General features: G+C 71.1%; 11 protein-coding genes and 1 riboswitch. Of the genes, 4 read left to right on the plus strand and 7 right to left on the minus strand.

Annotated features, from left to right (window positions below):
* Positions 1 to 97: 97 nt before the first annotated feature.
* The gene (locus ABZ953_RS09995) at positions 98 to 1,063 is read right to left on the minus strand and encodes a pirin family protein (RefSeq protein ID WP_361719629.1); all 966 of its coding nucleotides are present in this window, start codon (positions 1,061 to 1,063) and stop codon (positions 98 to 100) included.
* Between the two features lie 329 nt (positions 1,064 to 1,392).
* On the opposite strand from ABZ953_RS09995, the gene ABZ953_RS10000 reads away from it, so the two are divergent.
* Together ABZ953_RS10000 and ABZ953_RS10005 are read left to right on the plus strand one after the other, a co-directional pair.
* A complete protein-coding gene (locus ABZ953_RS10000; protein WP_361719632.1) occupies positions 1,393 to 2,268 on the plus strand; it encodes a PRC and DUF2382 domain-containing protein in 876 nt (291 codons plus the stop codon).
* Positions 2,269 to 2,511: 243 nt separating this feature from the next.
* Positions 2,512 to 5,268 (plus strand): glycosyl hydrolase family 65 protein, encoded by a 2,757-nt coding sequence (locus ABZ953_RS10005; RefSeq protein ID WP_361719635.1) that lies wholly within the window; start codon positions 2,512 to 2,514, stop codon positions 5,266 to 5,268.
* Positions 5,269 to 5,339: 71 nt separating this feature from the next.
* Here the strand turns inward: ABZ953_RS10005 and metE are convergent, their stop codons facing one another.
* Entirely contained in the window at positions 5,340 to 7,658 is a 2,319-nt protein-coding gene (gene metE, locus ABZ953_RS10010) for a 5-methyltetrahydropteroyltriglutamate--homocysteine S-methyltransferase (RefSeq protein WP_361719638.1), read from the minus strand.
* 163 nt (positions 7,659 to 7,821) lie between these two features.
* A riboswitch (cobalamin riboswitch) is annotated at positions 7,822 to 8,057 on the minus strand.
* Positions 8,058 to 8,264: 207 nt separating this feature from the next.
* Here metE and ABZ953_RS10015 point away from each other — a divergent pair.
* On the plus strand, positions 8,265 to 8,909 hold the full coding sequence (locus ABZ953_RS10015; RefSeq protein ID WP_361719641.1) for a DUF6629 family protein: 645 nt from the start codon (positions 8,265 to 8,267) through the stop codon (positions 8,907 to 8,909).
* A 310-nt stretch (positions 8,910 to 9,219) separates the two neighbouring features.
* Here the strand turns inward: ABZ953_RS10015 and ABZ953_RS10020 are convergent, their stop codons facing one another.
* From ABZ953_RS10020 to ABZ953_RS10040, 5 genes are all read right to left on the minus strand, one after another.
* Positions 9,220 to 10,017, minus strand: coding sequence for a hypothetical protein (locus ABZ953_RS10020; protein WP_361719644.1), 798 nt, complete (start codon positions 10,015 to 10,017; stop codon positions 9,220 to 9,222).
* 182 nt (positions 10,018 to 10,199) lie between these two features.
* Positions 10,200 to 10,955, minus strand: a complete 756-nt coding sequence (locus tag ABZ953_RS10025; RefSeq protein ID WP_361719647.1) for a hypothetical protein — start codon at positions 10,953 to 10,955, stop codon at positions 10,200 to 10,202.
* Between the two features lie 537 nt (positions 10,956 to 11,492).
* Positions 11,493 to 12,017: a GNAT family N-acetyltransferase gene (locus tag ABZ953_RS10030; RefSeq protein ID WP_361719650.1), complete on the minus strand. Its 525-nt coding sequence runs from the start codon at positions 12,015 to 12,017 to the stop codon at positions 11,493 to 11,495.
* Positions 12,018 to 12,092: 75 nt separating this feature from the next.
* Positions 12,093 to 12,749 (minus strand): TetR/AcrR family transcriptional regulator, encoded by a 657-nt coding sequence (locus tag ABZ953_RS10035; RefSeq protein ID WP_361719653.1) that lies wholly within the window; start codon positions 12,747 to 12,749, stop codon positions 12,093 to 12,095.
* Between the two features lie 114 nt (positions 12,750 to 12,863).
* Positions 12,864 to 13,814 carry an alpha/beta hydrolase gene (locus ABZ953_RS10040; RefSeq protein ID WP_361719656.1) on the minus strand — a complete coding sequence of 317 codons (951 nt, stop codon included), beginning with the start codon at positions 13,812 to 13,814 and terminating at the stop codon, positions 12,864 to 12,866.
* A gap of 219 nt (positions 13,815 to 14,033) precedes the next feature.
* Between ABZ953_RS10040 and ABZ953_RS10045 the strand changes: the two genes are divergently transcribed.
* A complete protein-coding gene (locus tag ABZ953_RS10045) occupies positions 14,034 to 14,669 on the plus strand; it encodes an HAD family phosphatase (protein ID WP_361719659.1) in 636 nt (211 codons plus the stop codon).
* Positions 14,670 to 14,706: the final 37 nt, after the last annotated feature.

The raw sequence follows: 14,706 nt of genomic DNA on the forward strand, positions 1-14,706 counted from the left end.
CGGCTTCCGGCGCAGCCGGAGTCGCTCAGGTCGAGGCTCGGGCGTAAACAGGTGGAGCCTCGCCGGTTCTTGATCCGGCGGTCCACCTCTTCCCAGGTCAGCGCGCCCTTCCGCGTGGTTTGAGAGGGAGGTCGGGCAACTCCGGTGCAGGCAGAGGCGTCCCGTCGTACCCCTTCACCTCGCCGAACCGCGACCCCGTCATCCAGTCCGCCCGCGCCTGTTCGATCTCCTCCTGGGTGCGGCCGACGAAGTTCCACCACATGATCAATTCCTCGTCGAAGGGCTCGCCGCCGAGCAGCATGAGTCCCGCGTCGGAATCGGCCCGCAGGGGCAACTCGGTGCGCCCGCAGCCGAGGTAGAGCATCGAACCCGGCAGTACGGGTACGCCGTCGACGTGCACCTCGCCCGACATCGAGAGCACCCCGTACTCGAAGTCGGGGTCCAACGGCAGGCGTGCCTCGGTGCCGGACGTGAGGGTGAGGTCGGCGCCGACGATCGGGGAGTACGTGCTGCCGGGGGAGCGGGACCCGTCGAGGTCGCCGAGGAGCACGGTCGCCTCGACGCCGGGAGCCGTGACCGTGGGCAGCTCGGCGTGGTGCTCGAACTTCGGGTCGGTGTGCCGGTGCGCGTCCGGCAGGGCCACCCACAACTGGGCGCCGTGCAGGAAGCGGGCGTGCGGCTTCGGCGACTCCTCCGAGTGCGAGATCGCCCGGCCCGACGTCATGAGGCCGAGCTCGCGCGGGCGGATGGTCTGCAGGCTGCCGGTGGAGTCGCGGTGCAGCACCTCGCCGTCGTGCAGCCAGCTGACGGTCTGCAGGCCCATGTGCGGGTGGGGCGGCACCTGCATCCCCGGCTCGTCGGCGATGTCGTCGGGGCCGTAGTGGTCGACGAAGGCCCACGCCCCGATCATGCGGCGCCCGAGGTTCGGCAGGAGCCGGCGGACCTCGGTCGACGCGCCGAGCCGCACGCGGCGGGGGCTCAGCAGCTCGCGTACGGGCTCGGCGACGACGAACCCGCGGCCGCCGCACAAGGACGGAACCGCCTGACGGTCAAGGTTGCTCATACCGCTCAACCTAGCTTGCGATCATGGTTGACCGGCAGACGTCCGCCGTCCTGCCACTTGCTCCGTACCGGCTCCCGCACCTGTCCGGCCAGGGCGACTCCGCTCTCGCACGGGGCAACCCGAATGGCCTAATTTCGCAGCTGCCGGAATACCGGGGCCAAATCGCCGCAATCGTGCCGCCGAAGGCCCTTCCCGGGGAAATCCGCACACGTTCCGTGACGCTCCTGGTTGCGGGGTGCTGCCGGGCAGCGCGCGATGGAGAGGAAGCGTGCGTCGTCCGTGGCGAGAGTCGATTCTGCCCGTCGCGCGCTCCAAGGGAGTGATCACCCATGACGCAGGGCGAGGCCTTCACCAATCCCGACGGGCTTGCGGGCCTGACGGCCTATGACCAGACCGGCGAAAAGATCGGCAGCGTCGAGCAGGTCTACCTCGACGACCGCAGCGGCCGTCCCGAGTGGGTGACCGTCAAGACCGGTCTCTTCGGGATGAAGCAGAGCTTCGTCCCGCTCGCCGGCGCCCGTCGCCAGGACGACCAGCTGCACGTGGCGACCACGAAGGAGGCCGTCAAGGACGCCCCGCGCGTGGAAGCCGACCAGCACCTCGAGCCGGAGCAGGAGCACGAGCTCTACCGCCACTACGGCCTTGCGCGGCCCGAGGGCGCGGGCGGCATGGCGGGCGGCATGCGGCCCGGTACCGCCCCGGCGGCAGGTGGCCGCGGCGACATGGCCGGAGCGGGCGCAGGCGGTGGCCGCGAGTTCGCGACCCGAGCCGGTGCCGGTGAGCACCACAAGGACGAGATGATCCGGTCCGAGGAGCGGCTGCGCGTCGGCAAGGAGGAGGAGACGGTCGGCCAGGCCCGCCTGCGGAAGGTGGTCGTCACCGAGGAGGTCACGACGTCCGTACCCCTCTCGCACGAGGAGGTTCGCGTGGTCCGCGAGCCCGTCCGCGAGGGTGACGGCACGCGCGCGAGGATCGGCGAGGAAGAGGCCGAGGTGACCCTGCACGCCGAGAAGGCGGTGGTCCGCAAGGAGGCGGTGCCGGTCGAGCGCGTGCGCCTGGAGACCGAGAACGTCACCGAGACCCAAGAGGTCTCCGACCAGGTGCGCAAGGAGCAGATCGAGTTCGACCGCGCCAAGGGCGAGCGTGGCCGCGGTGACGCCAAGGGCGAGAACTGGCGCGACCGGAAGCAGGGCCCGCGCCACTGACGCTGACGCCTCTCAGGGCTCCCCGGCCGGGGGCAGCTGAAGGCAGAGCGCAGAGGCCAGAGGGCAGAGGGAGGGAACACTCGGTTCGAGTGTTCCCTCCCTCTCGTGTGTCGCGTGGGCCGGGCCTGAAACTGATGTGCATGTGTTCGAGACTTGACTGATGATGCGCATCTATTGACGTGGCTTGTTCAGGAAATTTATGGTCCCTGGACCCTCCCAGGTGAACCAGAGTGACGGAGAACAATGACGTACTCCCTCGGCGTACGGCCGCGCGCCGCCCAGCTGACCGCGGTGCTACTGGCCGGAGCGCTCGTCGCCTCGGTGCCGTCGGCGGCCTCGCAGACAGCGCGGAGCACCGCCACCGCCGCCACAGACACCACCCCCACCACCGCGAACTGCCGCCGGAGCGACGGCTGGAGCCTCGGCACCACCCGGCCCGACGTGAAGGACACCCACCACGCCTTCGTCGGCAACGGCTACCTCGGGCAGCGCGTGCCGCCCAACGGCGCCGGATACGCCGACAGCGAGGTCAAGACGGGCTGGCCGCTGTTCACGCCGCGCTACGACGGCTCCTTCGTGTCCGGTCTCTACGCGCACAACAAGCGGACCGCCGAGGACCGGCAGGCCGTGGCCGCCCTCCCCACCTGGTCCGCGCTCACCGTCGGCACCGGCGGAGCACACGGCGATACCTTCAACTCTTCGACGCCCACCGGCCGGATTTCCCACTACCGCCAGACGTTGCTCCTCCACTGCGGAGTGGTGCGTACGTCGCTGACATGGACCGCCACCGACGGCCGCCGGACCGACCTCGTCTACGAGGTGCTCGCCGACCGCGCCGACCCGCACGCGGGCGCCGTGCGCATGAGCATGACGCCGCACTGGAGCGGCAGGGCCACCGTCACCGACGCGCTGGACGGCCGCGGCGCGCGGCGCATCCGGCAGACCGGCGGCGGCGACCGGACCGACGGGCACCGCGGCGACGGCCGGTCCGGACCGACCATGGACGTGGCGTTCCGTACGGACGGCACGAAGGTCGACGGGGCCGTGGCCTCCACCCTCCGCGCCGACGGCGGCGTACCGGGTGCGAAGGCCCAGCATGCCGATGGCGCAAGGAAGTTGACTGCTCGTCAGTCCATGTCGCTGCCCGTCCGGCGCGGCCAGTCGTACGGCTTCACCAAGTACGTGGGCGTCGACACGGGCCTGACCTCCCGCACCCCGCGCCGGGACGCCACCGCCACCTCACGGCGCGCCGCCGACCGCGGCTGGCAGAAGCTGCTGCGCTCCCACACCGCCGCCTGGTCGCGGCTGTGGCGCAGCGACATCGAGGTGGCCGGGCGGCGCGACATGCAGTCGTGGGTGCGCTCCGCGCAGTACGGGCTGTTCTCCAGCACCCGTGAAGGCGCGTCCAACAGCATCGCCCCCGCGGGCCTGACCAGCGACAACTATGCGGGCCTCGTCTTCTGGGACGCGGAGACGTGGATGTATCCGGGGCTGCTCGCCACCCGCCCCGAGCTCGCCAAGTCCGTCGTCGACTACCGCTACCGTACGCGCGCCGGGGCGCGCGAGAACGCCCGGGAACTCGGCTACCGCGGCCTCTTCTACCCCTGGAACAGCGGGAGTTCGGGCAACCTGGCCGAGGAGTGCCACAGCGTCGACCCGCCGCACTGCCGCACGCAGATCCACCTCCAGTCCGACATCTCCCTGGCCACCTGGCAGTACTACCTCGCCACCAAGGACACCCGCTGGCTGCGCGAGCGCGGCTGGCCGGTGATGAAGGGCATCGCCGAGTTCTGGGCGGGCCGCGTCAGCCGCAACAAGGACGACAGCTACTCGATCAAGGACACGGCCGGACCCGACGAGTACAGCAACGGCGTCGACGACGCGGTCTTCACCAACGCCGGTGCCGTCACAGCCCTGCGCCACGCCACCCGCGCCGCCGGACTGCTCGGTGAGCGGGCCCCCGCCGAGTGGAAGTCGATCGCCGACCGCATCCGGATCCCGTACGACGAGAAGCGCAAGGTCTTCCAGCAGTACGACGGTTACGACGGCGGCACCATCAAGCAGGCCGACACGGTCCTGCTGATGTACCCGCTGGAGTGGCCGATGCCCGAGGGCGCCGCGGCCGGCACCCTCGACTACTACGCGCAGCGCACCGACCCCGACGGCCCGGCCATGACCGACTCGGTGCATGCCATCGACGCCGCCGGGATCGGTGAGCCGGGCTGCTCCGCGTACACGTATCTGGAGCGCTCCATCAAGCCGTTCGTGCGCGGCCCCTTCGCGCAGTTCTCGGAGGCCCGCGGCGACAAGGCGGGCGCCTCGGACCCGCTGTCGGGCTCGCCCGCGCACGACTTCCTCACCGGCAAGGGCGGCTTCCTACAGGTCTTCACCAACGGCCTGACCGGCCTGCGGATGCGCGAGGACCGCCTCCACCTCGACCCGATGCTGCCCCCGCAGCTCGACCGTGGCGTCACGCTGCGCGGCCTTTCCTGGCAGGGCCGTACGTACGACATCGCCATCGGCGCGCACAGCACCACCGTGCGCCTCACCGACGGCGAGCCGATGACGCTCGACACCCCTCAGGGCCGGCAGATCGTCAGCAAGGGCGCCCCGGCCGTCCTCAAGACCCGCCGCCCCGACCTCACGCCCACCACCAACGCGGCGCGCTGCACCGGAGCGACGGCCTCCTCCCAGCAGCCCGGCATGTACGCGGGCGCCGCCGTCGACGGCAATACGGCCACGGCCTGGGTCCCGGACGGTGCGCGTGGCCATCTGACGACGGATCTCGCCAGGCCCGTCCGCGTCAAGAAGGTCACCCCCACCTGGACCGACACCGAGCCGGTGACGCACGCCGTGGAGCTCTCCCTCGACGGCAGCCACTGGCACCGCGCGGCCGGCGCCACGGCCGATGGACGGCTCGCACGGTACGTACGGGTGACGGTGCGGGGGGACGCGGAGTCGAAGAAGCATCCGGGGATCGCGGAGCTGACCGTGAACTGACGCTGCATCAGCCCCCTTGCTCGTCCCCGGAGTCGAGGACGAGCAAGGGGGCTGCGGTGCGTGCCGTGCCGTCAAGGCGTGGCGAGCTCCTCGCGGACCGTCCTGGCCGCCGCGACCAGGTTCTCCAGGGACGAACGCGTCTCGGGCCAGCCGCGCGTCTTCAAGCCGCAGTCCGGATTGACCCACAGCCGTTCGGCGGGGATGGCCTCGAGCCCCGTACGCAACAGGGCCGCGGCCTCGTCGGCGCTCGGCACCCGCGGGGAGTGGATGTCGTACACGCCGGGACCCGCCTCCCGCGGATAGCCGTGGGCGGCGAGTTCGCGGGCGACCTGCATGTGTGAGCGGGCCGCCTCCAGGCTGATGACGTCGGCGTCGAGGTCGTCGATGGCCTGGACGATGTCACCGAACTCGGCATAGCACATGTGCGTATGGATCTGCGTGTCCGGACGCACCCCGCTCGTGGTGAGGCGGAAGGACTCGGTGGCCCAGGCCAGGTAGGCGGGGTGGTCGGCGGCGCGCAGCGGCAGCGTCTCGCGCAGGGCGGGCTCGTCGACCTGGATGACCGACGTCCCGGCCGTCTCCAGGTCGACGACCTCGTCGCGCAGGGCGAGGGCGACCTGGCGGGCGGTGTCGCCGAGGGGCTGGTCGTCGCGTACGAAGGACCAGGCCAGCATGGTGACGGGGCCGGTGAGCATGCCCTTGACGGGGCGGCCGGTGAGGGACTGGGCATACGTCGTCCAGCGCACCGTCATCGGCTCCGGCCGCGAGATGTCACCCGCGAGGATCGGCGGGCGCACATAGCGGGTGCCGTACGACTGGACCCAGCCGTGCTGGGTGGCGAGGTACCCGGTGAGCTGCTCGGCGAAGTACTGCACCATGTCGTTGCGCTCGGGCTCGCCGTGCACCAGGACGTCGATGCCCGCCTTCTCCTGGAAGGAGATCACTTCCTGGATCTCGGCCTTGATGCGCTCCTCGTACCCGTCGCCGTCGATCCGCCCGGCCCGCAGGTCGGCGCGGGCGGCCCGCAGTTCACCGGTCTGCGGGAAGGAGCCGATCGTCGTCGTGGGCAGCAGCGGGAGGCCGAGGCCGGTCCGCTGGGCCGACGCACGCTCGGGGTACGGCTGGGAGCGGCGGGCGTCGGCCTCCGTGACGGCCCCGGTGCGGGCGCGGACCTCCGGGTCGCGGGTGATGGGGGAGCCGGTCCGGGAGGCCAGATCGGCGCGGTTCGCGGCGAGTTGGGTGGAGATCGTGTCGGTGCCCTGCGCCAGGCCCCGGGCGAGGGTGACGATCTCGGTGGTCTTCTGGCGGGCGAAGGCCAGCCAGCGCAGGATCTGCGGCTCGATGTCCCGTTCGAGGGCCGCGTCGACGGGGACGTGGAGCAGGGAGCAGGAGGCGGCCACGTCGACCCGGTCGGCGAGACCGAGCAGCGTGCCGAGCGTGGTGAGGGACTTCTCCAGGTCGTTGACCCAGATGTTGCGTCCGTTGACGACACCCGCGACAAGGCGCTTGCCGGGCAGCCCGCCGACGGCCGCGAGCGCGTCGAGGTTGGCGGCGGCCGCGTCGGTGAAGTCGAGGGCGAGACCGTCGACCGGGGCCTTGGCGAGCACCGGAAGGGCGTCGCCGAGCCGGTCGAAGTACGAGGCGACGAGGAGCTTCGGCCGGTCGGGGAGGGCGCCGAGGTCACGGTAGGCGCGCTCGGCCGCGTTGAGCTCGGCGGGCGTGCGGTCCTGGACGAGCGCGGGCTCGTCGAGCTGGACCCATTCGGCGCCCGCCGCGCGCAGGTCGGCGAGGACCTCGGCGTAAACCGGCAGGAGACGGTCGAGGAGGGTCAGCGGGTCGAAGTCGGCGGCCACTCCGGGCGCGGGCTTGGCCAGCAGGAGGTACGTGACCGGGCCGACGAGGACGGGCCGCGCCGTCAGACCCAGAGCCCGTGCCTCCTTGAACTCCTCGACCTGCTTCCTCGAGTCGGCCCGGAACACCGTTCCGGGGGCCAACTCGGGCACCAGATAGTGGTAGTTGGTGTCGAACCACTTCGTCATTTCCAGCGGCGCCACATCCTGGGTGCCGCGCGCCATCGCGAAGTAGCCGTCGAGCGCGTCCGCGTCGACCGCGGAACGGTGCCGCTCGGGGAGGGCACCGACCATGACGCTGGTGTCGAGGACGTGGTCGTAGTACGAGAAGTCGCCGGTCGGGACTTCACCGATGCCTGCGTCGGTGAGTTCCCGCCAGTTCGAGCGGCGGAGCTCGGCGGCGGTGTCCCGAAGGGCGTCCGCGCTGACGCGGCCCTTCCAGTAACCCTCGATCGCCTTCTTGAGCTCCCGGTCGGGGCCCTGGCGGGGGTAGCCGTACACGGTGGCCCGTGCTGCCGCGGCTGCGGGCTTGGTGGTCACGGAGATCTCCTTCGCGAGACGAATCCCTGAGATCCCGGAGACGGGACGAGAGCGCGAAGGGTGGCAGCACCGGGCGGGTCCGGATCGCGTGGTCGGCGCGGTCGCCCGTCTGGTGTGTACGCCGACCCGCCCTCGAGGTCACCGAGATATCCGCGCACGAATGGTTCGCGCACGGACAGCGGGCAGGTCTTCGGACTCGCGGGCCCGTCCACCGCCTTCGTGAAGAAGGCGGGCGGACACCTACTGGCCGTCGCTTCCCAGAACCGGACTCCGGTCCCAGTGCGTGTGACGGCGGTCGTTCCCGCTCACCGCTGCGGGGCAGTCCCGGATTCACACCGGGTTCCCTCTTGCGACGCTCCCGCCTGGCGGACGGGGCGAACCAGCTGTACCGATCACCATACGGGGCCACCCGCCGGTGGACCGCGTCGCGTTGAGCATTCAAATGGTGAGGTGGAACACGTGATGTTCGTGCTTCGCCGACGTGGAGAGCGGGAAAAGGCACGGTCCGGCGTGTCCTGAGTCTTGTCCTGCGCGCGCGCCTGCCCGGGGTCCCCGAAAGGGTCGGCCGACGCGCTCCCGGGCCGGGGTGGCCGTACCGTTGCTGCCATGTGCTGGAGCGAGACGGCCGACCTCGTCGCGGGCGCGGGCATCACGGCCGTGGGGGTCGCCTCCGTGACCCTGGCGGCCCGGCGCCCCCGTGACCTGCCACTGGCCGCGCTGCCGCTCCTCCTGGGCATCCACCAGATCATCGAGGCCGCCGTCTGGCACCACGACGGCGGCACCGGGCCCGCCACCGTCGCCTGGGCCGTCATCGCGCTTCCGCTCCTTCCCCTGTGGGTACCGGCGGCCGTGCTGTGCTCCGCGCCGCCGAGCGCCCGTCGCCGTCTGCTCGTCCCGCTGGCGGCGGGCATCGCGACGGCGGCGACGCTCGCCTGCGTACTGGCGACGCGCACCGTGACGGCCGAGATCCGAGGGCACACCGTCGGATACTCCCTGGGACTGCCGCAGGCGCAGCTGATCATCGTCGGCTACCTCCTCGCCACCATCGGCTCCCTGCTCCTGTCCGGCGACCGCGGCCTGGTCCTCTTCGGCGTCCTGGTGGCGGTCGGGGCCGCGGTGACCGTCGTGCTGTGGCGACAGGAGTACATCTCGACGTGGTGTGCGTTCGCCGCGGTGTGCTCGGTGGTCCTGCTGCTCTGGGTCAGCAGGCGTCGCCCGGGGCCCGATACGTCCCAGGGGGAGGTTCGTTGACAGAGGGAGGTGAGGCAGTCGGGGAGCCTCAGAGAGCGCCTGCTGGCTCTCGGTTCCCCGCAAGCGCACGACGACCGGCCGCTTCCCGGTGAGGACGCGGCGGTACGGGCGTTCCGCGGGCGGCGTTCCCTTGCGGGGCTCGACGCGCCCCGGAGCCCTCGGCCCCGCCGGATCGCCCGAGCCGGGACCCGCAGCCGACGACCCCCCTGCCGACCCGTAGGTTCCCCCGGCGGACGGCGGCGCTCCGGCACCGCGGCGCGACGGCTACCTCTGACGCGCCGATCCGGAGGCCACTCCGGCGGCCGGTCGGCTACCCCCGGCACTCCTGTTCCCGGCGACCGGCCCCGCTGAGCAGATCGACGCGCTGCGCCGCTCCCTCCTTGAGGACGTAGAGGGTGCCGTTCCCGGGCGACCAGTCGCGGGGTACGAGGAAGATCCGGTCTCCGGAGACGTGGAACAGGCGCAGGCCCGCGTACTCGTACGCGTACTGGCTTCCCTTGTCGGTGACGCGCCGGAAGCAGCTGCCGCCGCCCCGGATCATCAAGTCCTTCTCGCTGAAGACGACGACGGCGGGGAAGTCGCTCCGGAGGGTCCGCTCGGTCAGTTCCGCGCGGCCGCGGCCCGCGATCGCCGCGTACGCCGACACGGCCCAGAACAGTGACAGGACGCAGAGGAACAGCGTGAGCCCCCATAGCCGCAGGTCCCGGCGTGTGCGGGTGCGGGGGTACGCGTTGAGCGCGAAGCCGCCGATCGCGGTGAGCGGGAGGAGCAGGTCGAACAGCCACGGGCTGAGCGGATACAGCGGCACGAGGACGACGGGCACGGCCCAGGCGAACCGGAGCACCCGCACGGCGCGGGCGAGCCGCTCCGCTTCGTCCGCCACCCGGCGGAGCAGCCCGAGCACGCCGAGCGCGATGCCCGCGGCCAGCCAGGCGGGGAGATAGAGAGCACCGACGCTGCGCAACAGATAGTCGCTGGTGGAGAAGTGGAACACGGTCTCGCGCAGCCCCAGCGCCTTGGTCTCGGCGTCGGTGCTCGCCCAGCCGAAGTAGAAGAGGACCGCGGTGAGAAGGGTGACGAGGGATCCGATGGCGCCGACGATCTCCACCCAGCCGACTCTGGGGTCGGAGGGCGGCGTAGGCGGAGGCGGTGGTGCGGGTGGGGGCGGCTGGGGTTCCGGGTCGGGTGGAGGGTCGGGGCTCGGGTCAGGTCCGGGTTCCGGCTCCGGCTCCGGTTCCGGTTCCGGCTCCGGTCTCGGTTCGGGTTCCGGTTCGGGGGCCGGGGGCTCGCTCATCGGGCGAACGCGTTCGCCGGGCCGGGGGAGCCGGGTGAACGCGACAAGGAAGACGGCGATGGCGACCGCGAGGGAGATGGCGCTGTGCCGCTCCAGTCGAGGGTGAAGGCCGCCCGTCTGGCCACCCTGGCTCCGTTCTTCGTCACGAGCGTCACGTCGATCACCGTCGGGCGCAGGCCGCCGAAGTCGTCAGGCCCCGGCAGGTTCACGGCGATCGATCCGTCCTTGCAGCATCTCGCCTTGTCCTCCTCGTCGCCGAAGGGCTTCAGGGGGACTGGATCCGTCAGCTCCCGTGCGCGCAGCTCCACGGTGGCCGGCGCGTCCGGCCAGGTGCCTTGGAAGTAGGCGGTCGAGCCCGGCGTGTACGTGGAGTCCGTGGCGGAGATCCCGCTGGCGCAGGCTGCCGTACCCGTCGGGGCGGGTCGCAGCACCACTCGCTCGCCGGGGTGCTGACGGTAGTAGGCGACGAAACGTCGCAGGACCGCGAACGCGTCCCCGTCCTTGCAGAGGTACCCGGTGTTCCCCGGCCGGTACCCGGCTGAGCGCAGCCCCGCCTCGGCCTTGACGGCAATGGCCAGTCCGCCGGTCTCGCCCTGCGCGGCCTTACAGATCCCGGCGAGCCCTTCGATGGTCTTCCAGGCCTGCGGAGTCGCCGAGTCGTCGATCCGCCTGCCGGGGTCGACCGAGGTGTTGTAGGCCTGTCGGCACTCGCCGTTCTGCAGTAGGTCGTACAGGCTGTCAGGCTCGAACACCTCGTCCGTGTTGGGCGACTTGGGCCCCCACGGCAGCCAGCCGGGCGGCTTCCCGCCTCCGTGGCCGCCCCCGCCGCCCCCGGCGCTGCCACGGTCACCGTCCTCGCCCCCGTCTCCACCGCCGGTCTGCCAGGACCCACCCGAGGCCCCAGCTGAAGTTCCGCCCGAGGACCCACCCGAGGCCTCACCCGACGACCCGCTGGTCGTCCCGCCCCCCGAGCCCCCGCCGCCCCCCGCGGTACCCGTTCCACCGCCACCGGTGTCCGTCCCCGTGCCCCCGTCCAGGGACCCCGAGCCACCTCCGCCACTCCGTGCCCCGCCGCCGGGTGACGCCACTCCTCGTATCCCGAGGAACAGCCCCACCACCAGCACGAACCCGACGACGGCATAAGCCCACATCGGCACCCGAACGACACCTGAACCAGAGCGAACAGCCATGACGGCACCCCCGTAACGCCTCCTTTCATCATGCTGTGGAGGCGTGGTGCCCGGTATCCCTTTAGCTGATGGATGGGTGGGCCACGAAGAGCCCGGGGCTCACGGGCGCCAGTACAGCGCCGGGTCGGGATGGTCGACGAAGCCGAGGTCCCGGTAGAGCGGTTCGCCCTCGGGGGAGGCGTACAGGTCCACGCGGGAGGCCTCACGCGCGCGAAACCAGTCGAGAAGTGTCCGCATGATCGCCCGGCTGTGGCCGCGCCGCCGGTACACGGGGTCGGTGACCACGCCGATCACATGGCCGACCCGTCCGTTGGGGTTGTGCGGACCGGGGAACCATTGGTCGACGGAGCCGATGCCGCAGGCGGCGAGGCCGTGTTCACCGTCCACGACGAGGATGCGCGCGGAGTCCGCCGTCAGCCGGTCCCGCAGTACCGAGGTGAGGTTGCGGCGCCATTCGTCCTGCTCCGGCGAGGGGTTGAAGTACTCCCCGCCGAGGGTCTCGAAGAGCAGCGCCCGCAGCCGCACGAGCTCGGACAGATCGGCCTCCACCGCCTGGCGGACGTCGGAGCGGAGAGGGGTGAAATGCGCGCCACGCCGGGTGAGTTGTTCGGTGGGCTGTCTCATGACGATCACCCTGAAGTAATGACCTTGTGCACAACAACCCTTACCAACTGTGTGCCAAGCAGGCCGGACAGGCTCTCAGGTCCTGGCCGGGGGGTCCGTCAGCCGAAGGCCGTTCTCCCAGATCGTGTTGAGCGTCGTGACGAGTCGCTCGTACGGAATGCGCTGCCCGAGCACGAACACCATGTACGCCATGCGGCTCACCATCACGGACAGGGCGTGCGCGGTGATCAGCGGGTCCAGGCTCGTGTCGGCCTGGCCACTCTCCTGCAGGGTCCGGATGAGTTTGGCGTTGCGGCGGGCGAAGGCGTTGCCGCGCTCGATGCGCAGCGCCATGAACTGCTCGTCTACCTGGGCGACTTGCTCGAACAGCGCCATGAGGCGCGCGTTCTTCTTGTACGCGCGCAGGTATTCGCGGTTCGAGGCGTCGATGAGCTCACGGGGATCGGTGATGCCGGTGCGCTCGCGCAGGTGCGGGTGGAGCATCTCCTCCTGCACCTGCTCGACCAGCGCCTGGAAGATCTCGTCCTTGCTGTTGAAATACGTGTAGAACGACCCGGAGGCGACGTGTGCCGCCTTGGAGATGTCCGTGATGCGGGCGTCCAGATACCCGTCGCGTTCGAAGACCTCGCGGGCGGCGGCGATCAGGGCGTTGCGCGTCCTGACGCCGCGGGCGCTGCGGGGCGTGATCGGTTGCTTCTGGCCGCCGTCTGCGGCCGGGGCCTGGGCAGCCACTGCGATCCATTCGCTGGAGGTCGAACCTGTGCGTACCGATTCCGTACGTACCGATTCAGTACGTGTCGCTTCCGTACGTATAGGTTCCGTACGTGCCGGTGGCAGCGGATGCTATCAGCCGACCCCGGAGACGAACTCCAGGAGAGCGGCGTTCACCGCGTCGGGCCGCTGCTGCTGGATCCAGTGGCCCGCGCCGTCGAGCACGATGTTGCCGCGCTGATCAGTCAGCATCCGGTCGAGGTCCTTCGCGGGCATGAACTGCGCGACGACGTCCTTGGACCCGGTGATGAACAGTGCGGGCTGCGTGACGCGACGGTCGGCCAGGTGCTCGGTGAGGACCCAGTTGCGGTCCAGGTTGCGGTAGTAGTTGAGGCCGCCGGTGAAGCCGGTCCGCTCGAACGTGTCCACGTAGTAGGCGAGTTCGTCGTCGTCCAGCCACGGGGGCGGCGACAGCTCGCCGTCGGCGCGCTCGGTCCGGTCGGCCCACTCGGGGGAGTAGATCTCCTTCGTGACGAGCGTCCTGCGCACGTCCCGGTGGAGAGCGGCGTCCGCGACGCCCGGCTCCTGGAACCACACCATGTAGAAGTCCTCGCCGAGCCGCTCGCGCAGGATCGGCACCGGCGCCACCGGGGCCCGCGGCGTCACGGGCACGCTCATCCCGGCCACCGCGCGCACCCGCTCCGGGTGGGCCAGGGCGAGCTGCCACACCACAGCGGCGCCCCAGTCGTGTCCCACGAAGACCGCGTCGTCCGCGCCCACGTCGTCGATGACCGCGATCAAGTCGCCGCAGAGCGTCAGGATGTCGTACGCGTCGGCGTCCTCAGGCCGTCCGCTCCCGCCGTAGCCCCGCATGTCGGGGGCCAGGACGCGGTACCCGGCCGCCGCCAGCGCGAAGAGCTGATGGCGCCAGGAGAACGCCAGCTCCGGAAAGCCGTGGCACAGCACCACCGGGGGCCGGCCGGGCCGTCCCTCGCCGTGGTCGAAGACCCTGAGGGTGACGTCGCCGACGGTGACCTCACGCGTCGTGACGCGCTCCCAGTCGGCGATCGGGATGTGAGTGCTCATGTGTGCAGACCTCCCTGCCCAAGTGGTGAACCCTGCCCAAGTGGTGAACCCTGCCCAAGTGGTGAACCCTGCCCAGGTGGTGAACGCCCAGGTGCTGAACTTGACGTTGGATTCAAAGGTACAGGAACCGGTGCAGGGCGCCAGCGGTCCTTAACCCTTGAACTTGAACTCGGATTCAAATACGTTGAAGGAACCCGAGGCGAGGGAAGGTGCGGTGCGATGAGCGACGTGCGGACGCGCGGTGCGGTCCTGTTCGACTTCGGCGGAGTGCTCACCACGAGCGTCGTCGCCGCCTTCGAAGGGCTCGGCAGTGAACTGGCCGACGACCCGCGGCTGCTGCTCAGGCTGCTCTCCAAGGACGCGGAGTGCAGCGCGCTGCTCGTGGCGCACGAGGAAGGGCGCATCGGTGAACGGGACTTCGAGTACGGCTTCGCGGCGCGGCTGCGGGCGCACGGGGCGGCGGTCGAAGGGCCGGGCCTGGTGCGCCGCATCCAGGCGCGGCTGAGCCCGGACCCCGACATGATCGCGCTGGTGGCGAAGGTGCGGGCCGACGGGTACCGGGCCGGGCTCCTCTCCAACTCCCTCGGCGACGACTGCTACGCGGGCTTCGACCTGCCCGCGATGTTCGACGCCGTGACGGTGTCGGGGGAGATCGGGGTGCGCAAGCCCTCGCGGCGCGCGTACGCCATCGCCTGCGAGCGGCTCGGCGCGCGGCCCGCGGAGACCGTGCTGGTCGACGACCTGCCCCAGAACATCGTGGCCGCTCAGCGGCTCGGCATCGCCGGAATCGCGCACCGCGACGCGGCCACGACGGCGGTCGAGCTGGCCCGGCTCCTCGGGCCGAGCCACTTGTGACACGCCACCGATGACGCCCCACTCGTGACGCCCCGCC

The organism is Streptomyces sp. NPDC046465 (genome assembly GCF_040646035.1).
Taxonomy (GTDB): domain Bacteria; phylum Actinomycetota; class Actinomycetes; order Streptomycetales; family Streptomycetaceae; genus Streptomyces.

Excerpts from the sequence above, each read along its gene's own strand:
- ABZ953_RS09995 (WP_361719629.1), bottom strand. The coding sequence starts at position 1,063 with ATGAGCAACCTTGACCGTCAGGCGGTTCCGTCCTTGTGCGGCGGCCGC.
- ABZ953_RS10000 (WP_361719632.1), top strand. The coding sequence starts at position 1,393 with ATGACGCAGGGCGAGGCCTTCACCAATCCCGACGGGCTTGCGGGCCTG.
- ABZ953_RS10005 (WP_361719635.1), top strand. The coding sequence starts at position 2,512 with ATGACGTACTCCCTCGGCGTACGGCCGCGCGCCGCCCAGCTGACCGCG.
- ABZ953_RS10015 (WP_361719641.1), top strand. The coding sequence starts at position 8,265 with ATGTGCTGGAGCGAGACGGCCGACCTCGTCGCGGGCGCGGGCATCACG.
- ABZ953_RS10030 (WP_361719650.1), bottom strand. The coding sequence starts at position 12,017 with ATGAGACAGCCCACCGAACAACTCACCCGGCGTGGCGCGCATTTCACC.
- ABZ953_RS10040 (WP_361719656.1), bottom strand. The coding sequence starts at position 13,814 with ATGAGCACTCACATCCCGATCGCCGACTGGGAGCGCGTCACGACGCGT.
- ABZ953_RS10045 (WP_361719659.1), top strand. The coding sequence starts at position 14,034 with ATGAGCGACGTGCGGACGCGCGGTGCGGTCCTGTTCGACTTCGGCGGA.